Origin of the sequence: Bacillus thuringiensis, from assembly GCF_001595725.1 — a bacterium.
In the GTDB taxonomy this organism is placed as follows: Bacteria; Bacillota; Bacilli; order Bacillales; family Bacillaceae_G; genus Bacillus_A; species Bacillus_A thuringiensis_K.
The window spans coordinates 3,117,866-3,130,046 of record NZ_CP014282.1 but is presented as its reverse complement, the minus strand read 5'-3'; the positions used below and the strand labels follow the sequence as shown (position 1 = coordinate 3,130,046).

The window sequence follows — 12,181 nt, the reverse complement described above, 5'->3', positions numbered from 1 at the left end:
AGGAGAACGTTATGAAAAAAGATAAAACAAATGCGATGCGAATATTAGATAAAGAAAAAATTGAATATTCGATGATGTCATATGATCCAGATGATGGGAAAATTGATGGCGTATCAGTAGCCGAGAAAATTGGACGAGAAGTGAGAGAAGTATATAAAACGCTAATCGCTCAAGGAAATAGTAAAAATTATCATGTGTTTATTATTCCGGTAGATGAGGAACTGAATTTAAAAGCTGCCGCAAAAGCAGTAAGTGAAAAGAAAATTGAAATGATTCTTGTAAAAGATATTACGAAAGTTTCAGGATATATTCGCGGTGGTTGTTCGCCAGTCGGAATGAAAAAGCTATTTTCTACATGTATCGATGAAAGCGCCCAATCACTTGAAACGATGATAGTAAGCGGCGGGAAAATCGGTATACAAATTGAGCTTAAAGTTGATGACTTGGTGAAAGTGACGAGAGCGCAGTTTGGTGAGATAACGAAATAAATAGTGAGACTTGAAGGGATATAGAATCCTTTTACAAATGGGAATGAAAAAAGGGATGTGTGAGACACATTCTTTTTTTATTTGTAGAGAAAAGAATTCATATTAGCATCGGATTTTTAATTTCTATATTAAATTTTATATATTTGAGCACAGTTTTCTTTAAATGCTTTTGAACAAATTATCAAATATGTATTATTGCATAAATAAATTACAATTTATAAGTTAATATTAAACTACTTTTAAATTGTAAAGAATATTTTAATAATCTTTATAAGAGAAGGATATTCCTTGTAAAAAGTGAAATTGTTTGGAATGTGAATAAACAAAAAGTTTAGAAGTGATACAGACTGGATAGAGTCTTGTATTAAATAAACAGAAAAGGGGTATGGGTTTCTAAAAGGTTTCGGGGGTTAGAAAGCGCTTTTTAGTTAATAGCTTCAAATTATATTTTAAAGGGGAATGGGTATATGAAGTTTCGAAATACAAAGATTGCTATGATTACACTATCTTCATTTTTTATTTTAGGTTCTGCATCTCTATCATTCACAGATACTATACACGGTGAAGTAGCTCCTGCATCAGCACAAGAGATTATTGTAAAAAGTTATGACGATACATATTATAATAACGCAATAGGAAAAACGGGCTTAGAATTAAAGAAGGAACTGCATAATATTATTGATAATCATACAAAGTTATCATACAGTGCGGTTTGGGAAGCACTAAGAGATACTGATGAAGATCCAAATAATAAAAATAATGTGATACTCTTATATACTGGTCGTTCGCAAGGGAAGCTTACGAATGGATCAGGAGTAAATAACTGGAACCGTGAGCATGTTTGGGCAAAATCTCACGGTGACTTTGGAACGACTGCAGGACCTGGAACAGATCTACATCATTTAAGAGCGACGGATGTATCTGTAAATAGTTCACGTGGAAATCTGGATTTTGATAACGGTGGTGTAAATCATTCTGAAGCGACAGAATGTAAATATGATAGTGATTCTTGGGAACCTCGTGATAGTGTAAAAGGAGATATTGCTAGAATGCTGTTTTATATGGCTGTTCGTTACGAGGGGGACAACGGCGAAATAGATTTAGAACTAAATGAAAAAGTGAATAACAATAAAGATGCATACATGGGGAAACTATCTGTTTTATTAAAATGGAATGAACAAGACCCGGTCGATGATTTAGAGCGAAAGCGTAATGAAGTGATTTTTACAAAATATCAACATAACCGCAATCCTTTTATTGATCATCCTGAATGGGTAAATAAAATTTGGAACTAAGATTTTTAAAGGTATTATATTTTGATAAAAGGGATTGATCATTATGATCAATCCCTTCTTATATGTTTACTAGAATAAATGATTTTTATAGGATTGAAGAGGAGAATAGGATAGATATTTTATCAAGTTAAGTATATATGGGTATTTTAGTACGGTCCCCACTCAATATTCACCCCAACAATAAGAAAAACAAGTCCAATGATAAACCAAATGAATGCAAGTGGAGCCATGAATCGAATCCATTTGCCGTAAGAAATGCCGCTTGCTGCGAGAACGCCCATTAAAACACCGGAAGTTGGATTTAAGCAGTTGACTACACCTTCTCCAAGCATAACAGCCTGTACTGTAACTTGGCGTGTAATGTGCATGAAATCAGCTAATGGAGCTAATATCGGAATAAAAATAACCGATTCTCCTGTCCCGGATGAAATAAGGAAATGTAATGCGGCACTACTCACATACATGCCGATAACACCAAATACAGGGCTTTGTCCTTCGAGGGCTTGTGCGAGTTGGTTAACAATTGTATCAAGCAATTTTCCTTGTTCTAAAATGACTGAAATACAACGAGCCATTCCAACGATTAAAGCACCGTATATGAGATTTTGGCAACCTGCTAGAAAAGTAGAAGCGATATCGTTTGCTTTCATACCACCTATTATTCCCGCTGTAATTGCTATGAAAATAAAAGTAGCAGTCATTTCTGCGTCCGTCCAATGTAGACGAAAAGCGCCTATTAAAAATGCAATTAATGATAAAGCTGAAACGATTAAAATTAATTTATGACGTATCGTCCAAGGAACTTCTTTTTTCTCTGTTTCTTTTTCGCTTGAAAGAGCGTTACTTGGAAACCAGTTATCGCCAAGAATGCTTCCTTTATTCGATTTTTTCAAGCGCTTTACATACCAATTTATATAAAGGATAGTGGCAAGTAAAAAAGATATATAGATTGCGGTGCGTAAACCAATTCCGGAAAACATCGGAAGTTCTGCAATCTTTTGTGAAATACCTAAAGGTGAGGGAGATAAAATAGTAGCATTAAAGCCAGCATAAGTACCTAAATAAATAATTGCTACACCGACGATAGCGTCCCATTTTAATGTGCGTGCAACGATGATGCCGATGGGGATAAAACCGATAACTGAATTAACGATAATGCCAGTCGTTCCAAGAATAGAAAAAAGTGCGGCAACTATACAAATGAAAAGTAATTGCTGATTACGAAATTTGTTAATAACATGATAGATTAAACCGTCAAGGGCACCTGTTTTTTCAAGAATTGCAATAGCCCCGCCCGTAAATAAAATTAGAAAGATAATAGGAGCAGCAAGTGTCATTCCTTTTTCAATAGCGGTAAAAAAAGAAACAAATCCTACGGGTGATTGCGGAACAGAATGGTAGCTACCTGGTATTGTTGTTGTAACGGTCCCGTTTGTAACCCTTTTAAATTCTCCAGCAGGAACGAAATACGTAGCAATGGCGCAAAGTAAGGCAATAAAAAATAGTAGTACGTAAGCATCAGGCATTTTAAACTTTTGTTTACTAGATTGTTTTTTTGTCTCAGTTTGTATTTGCATAAAATCCCTCCTTCTTCACTTGGTTAATTTTTAATATTCTGAATTTAATCCGTGGAATAGATTATAATAAAGGTAGCTTCTTAAGGCAATAGTTTTTGTATCCTTTCCCGTACATACAAATTATTGCAATATTAGACAGGGAAACGAAAATAAGCCCAGAATATGTTATGTAGAAAGAAAAAGGAAAAGAGGGAACAAGATGTGGAAAACTACAGATCTATGTGATGAATTTGAAAAGGAATTACAAATATGTCGCCAGTCTTTTCAATCTTTTGGGAAGAAAGAACAATTCCACGGAAAAATTGCAACTGTAAAAGTGAAAGATGATAATGTACTAGTGAAGGAAGGATTGCAAACATTACCAGAAGAAACAGTATTAGTTGTTGATGGCGGAGCGTCTACTAACTGTGCGTTACTCGGTGATAATTTGGCAGCTATTGCGGAAGAAAGAAAGCTAGCAGGAATTATTGTGAATGGGTATGTTCGTGATTCTAGTGAACTAAAGAATATTAATATTGGTATTTTAGCGTTAGGAACGATGCCAAATAGAAGTGTGAAAGAAGGAAAAGGAGAACGGAATATTTCATTGCACTTTGGACAAGTGGATTGGAATCCAAATGAATATGTCTATGCGGATGAAGATGGCGTCATTATTAGTGAAAGGAGTTTACATAGTTAAGAGTTAATAAGTTATTATTCTTAGAAAATAAATCCGATAAAGCATGGACAAAATTCTTTGTCAATAGTAAAATAATACAGAAATTTAAAATTTACAGAATGTATAGGTTTATCGTTTTACGATAACTTAAATGGAAGTAAGTTGTGCCGAGAAAAGTGAATGTTATCACAATGATACGTTCATAAACAAAATTATTTTTCCTATACAAATATAGCCGCGAATAATGCGGGTAGGAGGTGTTGTACATTTTTGTTCGACACTTACAAAAAGAGAGTGTCAATCGCACGCCCTTGAAGGGCCTTTTTTTGTGTAAATGGTAGTAAGGGAGGAAATTTTGGGATGGCAATGTTGAAAAAGTGGCTGCTTACGTCGTTAATGGCAGTGACACTTGTATTTGTTTCTTTTGCGAATACAGTACATATTACGTTTGCTGAAGAAAATACAGCAAAACTTGCAATTATTGGGGAATCACAAAAAGGCATTATGTTATGTCCGAAAGAAGAGCAAATTAAAGATGGGGAAACAGCTTTAAGTTTGCTGCAAAAGGTCATGGGGGACAAGGTAGAATCTGAAACGATGTCGTTTGGAACATATGTAAAAGGCATCGATGGCTTAATGGCCGGGGCTACAAGTGGTTGGACATACGATGTAAATGATACATCTGTACAAGTTGGGGCAGATAGTTATAAATTAGAGTCTGGTGATGTTGTTGTATTCCGTTTTGTTTCAGACTGGAGCAATATGAGCCAGGAAACATTGAAAGAAACGTTAGATAAGTTCGGGACTTGTAAAACAGAAGAACCAAAGACGGATGATCCAAAACAAGAAAAACCAGAAGAGCCAAAGACGGATGATCCAAAACAAGAAAAACCAGAAGAACCGAAGACGGATGATCCAAAACAAGAAAAACCAGAACAACCAAAGACGGATAATCCAAAACAAGAAAAACCAGAAGAGCCAAAGACAGATGGTTCAAAACAAGAAAAAACAGATGGTACAAAAACAAATGATGAAAAACCAGAACAACCAAAGCAAGAGAACATTCAAGATCCAAGTGCACAATTAAACGAAGCCATTTCTAAAACATCAGATAAGATGTTACAAGATGGAATTGAAAGTGACTGGGTAGCTGTAGCGCTTTCTCGTTCTGGAAAGAATGTGCCAATTGAGGCAAAATTAAATTATGTTAAGTCAGTAACTGAAAAAGTAGAAAAGCGTATTAACCGTTTTTCAGCGACAGATTTAGCTAGAACAATTATTATGATGAATGCAATGAGTGCAGACCCTAAAAATGTAGGTGGACATAACTTAGTTCAAAAATTGTATGAGTCCGATAAAGTGAATTCTGTTACAGGTTATGCATTTGCTTTACTTGCATTTGATACGAAGAAGTATGAGATTCCAATTGAATCAAAATGGAACAGAGTTGCTCTAGTGGAAGCACTGTTAAATAATCAGCATACAGACGGTGGATGGACTTATAATAGTTCAGGTAGTAAAGATAGTGCTAGTAGCGTTGATGTAACAGGTATGGTTTTATCAGCATTAGCTCCTTATCAAGAGCGATCAGATGTGAAACCAGCTATACAAAAAGCTGTTGCGTATTTATATAACGAACAGCTGCAAAATGGTGGTTTTTCAGCTGATGGACAAGAAAATTCAAATAGTACTGCGCAAGCAATTATTGGATTATCGCTTGTTAAAGATGTAGATCAAAACCGTCTTCATAAGGCAATACAAAACCTATTATCATATCAACTTTCAAATGGTGAATTTAAATGGTTACCAAGTGATCAAAATGGTAACGGAATGGCTACAGAACAGGCTCTTTTAGCATTACTTCAATTTAAGGAAATGGGAAAATCTATTTATGATTGGTCTAATGTAGACGTTGGTGATGTAATTAAGCCAAAACCGATTGAAGAGCCAGAAAAGGTCGTTGAACCAGAAAATAATGTAGTAGAAAAAGAAGTTACTGAAGAACCGAAAGAACAAGACCAAGTACAACAAGAAACAAAAGATGAAAATCTAAAAGTAGTTGTAGATAACGAACCGGTTAAGAATAAAAAAATCGGAAACGGTAACAGTCTACCAAAAACAGGAGCATCTTCTCATAGTGCAGCAACAGAAGTAGGTATGGGTGTATTATGTATTGCTTCTGCATATGTATTATGGAGACGTAAAGCAGCTTAACAAAAAATTAGGAGCAATTATTTGCTCCTAATTTTCGTATGAAAGGTGAGAGATATGATGAGTAAGGTGAAATGGTTCATTTCTTTACTGCTTTCGCTCGGGCTACTTGCCGGATGTGAAGAGGCAGCTGTAAAGCCTGAGAAGAAGGTAGAACCGAAGCAAGAAGAGGTAGCGAAACAAGAAGAACAAAAAGATGAAGCGAAGCCGGAAGAAAAAACAGAAGAAAAGCAAGCTGAATCAGAGCAAAAGCAGCAAGAAGAGCAGAAAGAGAAACAAGAACAAAAAGTAGAAGAGAAGCCGAAAGAGGAAAAGCCGCAGGCACAACCAGAGGTAAAGAAAGAAGAGAAACAACAGGAACAACCGAAAGAACAGCCGGCTGTAATAAGCAACCAGAGCAGCAACCAGCACAAGAAGAGAAACAACAACCGAAAGCACCAGAAGTAAAAGAAGAAGCAAAGGTTGTGAATCAGCCGAAAGAAACACCGAAGCAGGAGCAAAAAGTTGATCCGAATAAAGCGGAGAAAACGATACCGACTCCGGCAGTACCAAAACCTGAACCACCAAAACCAGATCCAGTACCAGTACCGAAACCGCAAGCAAAACAAGTAACAATCTCGGTAAAAGGAAATAACGGATATATAATGGGTGCGAAAAAGATGGATGTACAAGAAGGTGATACAGTGTATAAAGTATTGCAACGTACAGGATTAGATGTTGATGCAAGCGGATCTAGAGATAGTATTTATGTAAAAGGTATTAATGATTTATATGAAAAAGATATTGCGGATACTAGTGGATGGAAATATCGTGTGAACGGTGCTTTTCCAAACCATAGTGCTGGTGTAGCTACGGTAAAACCAGGAGATACAATTGAGTGGGTATACGTATTACAATAAGAAAGGCATTCGGTAAAGGGCTATGAAAATAAGTTTTTCTTCTTTACATCCTTTTGTGAATTTTTTCTATTATATCGGGGTGATGATACTATGTATGATGTGTCTTCATCCTCTTTTTTTAATTGGAGCAATAGTATTAATTATTATGTTAAATGTGATGCAAGGAAATAGCGAAAAGATAAGAAAGATGCTACCGAGCACAATTGTTTTCTTTTTTATGGTAATTTTATTTAATTCGTTATTAACGCATAGAGGTCGAACTACGTTATTTTGGTTAGGTGATAGCCGTATTAAGCTTGAGGCGATTATGTTTGGAATAGTAATGGGGTTATTACTAGTTGCAGTTATGTTTACGTTTGCGTCATACAATGATATTATTTCCAGTCATAAATTTTTATATTTGTTTTCAAGAATTTCACCGAAAGTTGCATTGTTAACGATGATTACAGTGAGATTTGTTCCTTTGTTTATAAGGCGATTAAAGAAAATCACACTCGTCCAAAAAACGAAAGGTGTGCAGGTAGATTCAGGTTCGATAATAGAACGCGTCAAAAATGGTATGCAATTACTGCAAGTATTATTAATTTGTTCATTAGAAGATGCACTGCAAACGGCAGATTCTATGCAAGCTCGTGGATTTGGTGTAACGAAGCGTACGACGTATATTCGCTATAGAATGGAAAGGCGTGACTGGTATACGCTCAATTATTTAATCATTTTATTTATAGCTGCTATTATATGTAGTAATTATGGCGGAGGGAAATTGATTATTTATCCGAAAGTCGAATCGATTCTATTTCAACAATACGACGGGATGATGTTTGTCGTATTTACGATGTTTATTAGTTTACCAATCATAATGGAAGGGAGAGAATGGATATGGTGGCGCATGCAGAAATAAACAATTTATCATTTGTATATACTGATGAAAACGAATATGCGTTACAGCATATTTCTTTTTCTGTTCAAAAAGGTGAGTTTATTGCACTTGCTGGAGGATCGGGATCTGGGAAGACGACTTTATTAAAACATTTTAAAAAGGAGTTACTTCCAATTGGTACGCGTTCTGGAGAGATATTTTATGAGGGTGTTTTAATAGAGGAAGTAGCTGATTTGTTATCTGCCCAAGAAATTGGGATGGTATTTCAAAACCCAGAAAACCAGATTGTTATGGATACAGTGATTCAAGAATTAGCATTTTCTTTAGAAAATATCGGATTACCATCACATATTATTCAAAAAAGAATAGCAGAGCTTATTAGCTTTTTAGGATTTCAAGATTTATTGCATCAATCTGTTCATACGTTATCTGGTGGGCAGAAGCAGCTTGTCAATTTAGCTGCGGTATTAGTTATGCAGCCAAAATTGCTATTATTAGATGAACCGACAGCGCAGTTAGATCCAATCGCTGCAAAAGAGTTTTTAGGATTATTAAAACGGATTAATGAAGAACTTGGAATTACGATTATTTTAAGTGAACATCGTTTAGATGAAGTTATCCCGCTTGCAACACGCGTTGTTTGTATGGATAATGGCCGTATTATGTATGATGGTAGTCCTAAATTTGTTATTACGGATATGTGGGGAGTAGAAACATTCCGTCCATTTATTCCGCAAATTCCAAGGCTATTTTTAGAGTGGAATGTGAGAGATATTCCGTTTACAGTGCGAGAGGCGCAAATGAAAATGAATGATTTTGCAGCGATATCATATGTAAATGAGCCAATAGCACAAAGTGAAAAGCAAGAGGTAATTTTAAGCGCAGAGCATATTTCGTTCCAATATGAAAAAAATAGTCCGCTTATTTTACGTGATTTATCAGTTTCGATTGAAAAAGGAAAATGGGTAGCGCTCGTTGGGAAGAACGGTACAGGTAAGTCTACACTGTTAACGATTTTAGCAGGATTACAAAAAGCGAGAAGAGGGAAAGTAAAGTGGAACGGAAAAGTAATACATAAAATTGATTCGAAAGAACGGTTTAAAAGTATTGGGTATGTATCGCAGCATCCGTATTATCATTTTACATTTGATACAGTGTGGGAAGAAGTGTATGAACGTGCACGTGAATTATATGGAGAACAAGGAAGAAAAATTGCAGAAGAGATGTTGAAAAAGTTTTGGTTACATGCGCTTAAAGAACGCCATCCGCACGATTGTAGCGGAGGAGAGCAACAATTACTTGCATTATGTACAACGTTATTATCAAAGCCAACGCTATTATTACTTGATGAACCGACAAAGGGGTTAGATCCATGGAAGAAAGAAAGAGTTGGAGAACTATTTAGGAAGCTACAAAAAGAAGGTACAACAATTGTAATGGCAACGCATGATATTGAGTTTGCAGCGAAATACGTTGATCAATGTATGATGTTATTTGATGGAACAGTCATTATGAATGATGCACCGAAAGAATTTTTTAGCGGCAACTTCTTTTATACAACATCTATTAACCGATTCATTCGAAAAGAATTGCCATATGCATTAACGTGGGAGGATGTGTACGAAGCTTGTCCAAACGATATGTTGCATTCATAATATGTATCTTTGCAGTAATAATCGGCACATTACTCTTTACGACACTTGTCATGGACGGTTATTACATGTTAAGTAGTTTGTTTATATTAGCGGTTATTATGTTACCTTTCTATATCCGTTTTGAAAGAAAGGTGTTTGTTTCACGTGAAATTGTTCTCGTTGCTGTATTAGCAGCAATTGCAGCAGTAAGCCGGGTGCCATTTTCTATTTTACCAAGTGTACAACCAACTTCTTTTGTCATTATCGTTTCTGCAATTGTATTTGGAAGTGAAACTGGTTTTATGATTGGTGCTACAGCAGCAATCGTATCTAATATTTTTTTAGGACAAGGTCCATGGACACCGTGGCAAATGTTTTCGTGGGGTATGATTGGTTTTATAGCAGGTTTACTTCGTAATACATGTTTTATGAAAAAGCTATGGGGAAGACTTCTTTACGGAGTAATTGTTGGCTTTTTATTTGGCTGGATTATGAATTTCTGGGGCCTTCTCGGTTTTATACGAGAAGCAACGTGGGAAACTGTCATTTCGTATTATATCGCAAGTTTTTACTTTGATTTGAGCCATGCGATTTCGAATGTTATTTTCTTACTACTATTTAGTACATCTTGGATTACGATTCTTACAAGATTTAAAAAGAAATACGGTATATTAGATGAGCATAACGTGACATAGAAAAGCATACTCATATAAGGTAGGGTCGCGACTTACATATTCGTTTGCCTCTTTCATGCTTCTTACATATTGTAAGGAGCATTTTTTTGTCAAAAAATTGATTTAATATGCATCCGTTATTATATAAAATTATTTGTATAATGGTAGGTGAGAACTTTTTTCAAAAGTGAGGTGTATAGTTAATGAAGTTAGTTATTCCGAAGCAACATGGTGCATGGGCCATGCTTGTTATTCCTTTTTTATTAAGTGTCATACTTGGGAAACCTACTATTTATCATATTCCATTGTTTTTAGCGTGGTTTTTTATCTATTTAGCCACGTATCCATTTCTTACGTACATAAAGCAAAGACGAAAAAAAGAGTTTTTACAAGCTGCCATTGTTTATTTCATTATTGCGTTCCTATTTGGGATGATTTCTTTATTATATGAGTGGCGAATTCTTTTATTCGTAATAGTAATGATTCCATTATTTATAGTGAATATGTATTACGCCCGTCAAAAAAATGAAAGAGCACTATTAAATGATATTTGTGCAATCATTGTGTTTTGTATCGGTGGGTTAATTAGTTATTACTTTTCAATGAAGCAAATCGATTATACAGCATTATTCATTGCACTTATTTCATTTTTATACTTTTTAGGTAGTACGTTCTATGTGAAAACGATGATTCGTGAAAAAAATAACCCGAAGTATCGTCTTATATCTTGGGGATATCATATCTTATTAACGATAATCATATTTGTGATTAATCCGTGGTGTTCTCTTATTTTTATACCAAGTGTCATTCGAGCAATTGTGTTGTATGGCAAAAAAATTTCTATTATAAAAGTAGGAATTTTAGAAATTGCTAATTCTGTATATTTTTTAATCATAACGGCAATAATTATGAAGTATGCCATTTGAAAAAACTTCCCATCTATTGATGGGAAGTTTTTAATCTTTTTCTAAAATGTGAACGGTGTACTCACAACGTTGAATAGCTTGTTCAACAGCATAAAGTGATTGTTCAATACGAGCGCGATTAAAATCTTTTTCAACTGTTTCGAGCGCTTCTTCTAAACAATTTTTAGCTTCTTGTAATGATTGAAAAGAATCTTGTACATATCCGCGAGCATTTTGATGCATTTCATAATCCTCCTTGCATGTTCGTATATGGGTAGTATGAACAGTAAGGAAGAAAATATAATTTGTTATATTTATTATATTTGTTTGACAATTAAAGTGGAATTACGTATAGTAAGAATTAAGTGAATATTTTCTTATCCAGAGAGGTGGAGGGACTGGCCCGATGAAACCCAGCAACCGCGATGCAGGTGCTAATTCCAGCAGAACATATTTGTTCTGGGAGATAAGACGAAGATATATACGTAACTTCTTCTTATCGGAGAGGTTTTTTTATTGCAAAAAAACCGATTACGAAAATTTATATTAAGAAGAAAGGGGTTGCGCATTACTGTGACACTCGAAAAATACGTAAAACTGCGTAGTACAGTTTATGAATATATGATAGAGCAAGATAAGCCGATATCATTGTTAGATATTCAAGAACATATCGTTTCGCATCATGAAGGAAAATTCACGAAAAAGATGTTGCATCAATTTTATTTATCAAGATTATTAGACGAACTAAAACTGGATGGGAAAATTACATTAGCTGATGAATATCTCTATGCTGAAAAAGGGGTATTGTATAAGGCGAGAAAAGGGAGCTAAGCTCTCTTTTTTTCTTAAAATAACGGAGTATGTAGAGTAAAAGACTGCTAAAGCAGCCTGATACAGGGAATGGTGTTGAGTGTGTAGTGTCAAAAATTGAATGTGCCTGAAAGAGGCAATTCATATCGG

The 12,181-nt window shown here is 35.1% G+C and carries 11 protein-coding genes, 1 pseudogene and 1 riboswitch; of the genes and pseudogenes, 10 read left to right on the top strand and 2 right to left on the bottom strand.

The window, feature by feature from the left end; translation table 11 throughout:
* Positions 1-11: 11 nt before the first annotated feature.
* Together ybaK and AXW78_RS15690 are read left to right on the top strand one after the other, a co-directional pair.
* The gene (gene ybaK, locus AXW78_RS15695; protein WP_061884408.1) at positions 12-488 is read left to right on the top strand and encodes a Cys-tRNA(Pro) deacylase; all 477 of its coding nucleotides are present in this window, start codon (positions 12-14) and stop codon (positions 486-488) included.
* A 467-nt stretch (positions 489-955) separates the two neighbouring features.
* Entirely contained in the window at positions 956-1,783 is an 828-nt protein-coding gene (locus AXW78_RS15690; RefSeq protein ID WP_000672179.1) for an endonuclease I family protein, read from the top strand.
* 146 nt (positions 1,784-1,929) lie between these two features.
* On the opposite strand, the gene AXW78_RS15685 is transcribed toward AXW78_RS15690, so the two are convergent.
* Positions 1,930-3,360, bottom strand: coding sequence for a YfcC family protein (locus tag AXW78_RS15685; RefSeq protein WP_061884407.1), 1,431 nt, complete (start codon positions 3,358-3,360; stop codon positions 1,930-1,932).
* 199 nt (positions 3,361-3,559) lie between these two features.
* Here AXW78_RS15685 and rraA point away from each other — a divergent pair, with 199 nt between their 5' ends.
* The 7 genes and pseudogenes from rraA to AXW78_RS15650 all read left to right on the top strand — a co-directional run bounded on the left by rraA (position 3,560) and on the right by AXW78_RS15650 (position 11,242).
* Positions 3,560-4,039: a ribonuclease E activity regulator RraA gene (gene rraA, locus AXW78_RS15680; RefSeq protein ID WP_061884406.1), complete on the top strand. Its 480-nt coding sequence runs from the start codon at positions 3,560-3,562 to the stop codon at positions 4,037-4,039.
* Positions 4,040-4,378: 339 nt separating this feature from the next.
* Positions 4,379-6,232 (top strand): DUF4430 domain-containing protein, encoded by a 1,854-nt coding sequence (locus AXW78_RS15675; protein WP_061884405.1) that lies wholly within the window; start codon positions 4,379-4,381, stop codon positions 6,230-6,232.
* Positions 6,233-6,289: 57 nt separating this feature from the next.
* A pseudogene (locus AXW78_RS15670) lies at positions 6,290-7,128 on the top strand (DUF4430 domain-containing protein).
* Between the two features lie 22 nt (positions 7,129-7,150).
* Entirely contained in the window at positions 7,151-8,029 is an 879-nt protein-coding gene (locus tag AXW78_RS15665) for an energy-coupling factor transporter transmembrane component T (protein WP_061884404.1), read from the top strand.
* Positions 8,002-9,663: an ABC transporter ATP-binding protein gene (locus AXW78_RS15660; RefSeq protein WP_061884403.1), complete on the top strand. Its 1,662-nt coding sequence runs from the start codon at positions 8,002-8,004 to the stop codon at positions 9,661-9,663. Before AXW78_RS15665 ends, AXW78_RS15660 begins: the two co-directional genes overlap by 28 nt.
* Positions 9,636-10,337, top strand: coding sequence for an ECF transporter S component (locus tag AXW78_RS15655; protein ID WP_061884402.1), 702 nt, complete (start codon positions 9,636-9,638; stop codon positions 10,335-10,337). Before AXW78_RS15660 ends, AXW78_RS15655 begins: the two co-directional genes overlap by 28 nt.
* A 182-nt stretch (positions 10,338-10,519) precedes the next feature.
* The gene (locus AXW78_RS15650; RefSeq protein WP_000779975.1) at positions 10,520-11,242 is read left to right on the top strand and encodes a YwiC-like family protein; all 723 of its coding nucleotides are present in this window, start codon (positions 10,520-10,522) and stop codon (positions 11,240-11,242) included.
* Between the two features lie 30 nt (positions 11,243-11,272).
* Here the strand turns inward: AXW78_RS15650 and AXW78_RS15645 are convergent, their stop codons facing one another.
* Positions 11,273-11,464: a hypothetical protein gene (locus tag AXW78_RS15645; protein WP_000554032.1), complete on the bottom strand. Its 192-nt coding sequence runs from the start codon at positions 11,462-11,464 to the stop codon at positions 11,273-11,275.
* A gap of 131 nt (positions 11,465-11,595) precedes the next feature.
* A riboswitch (SAM riboswitch) is annotated at positions 11,596-11,694 on the top strand.
* A 100-nt stretch (positions 11,695-11,794) separates the two neighbouring features.
* Between AXW78_RS15645 and AXW78_RS15640 the strand changes: the two genes are divergently transcribed.
* Complete coding sequence (locus tag AXW78_RS15640; protein WP_000171476.1) at positions 11,795-12,052, top strand: hypothetical protein; 258 nt, start codon at positions 11,795-11,797, stop codon at positions 12,050-12,052.
* Positions 12,053-12,181: the final 129 nt, after the last annotated feature.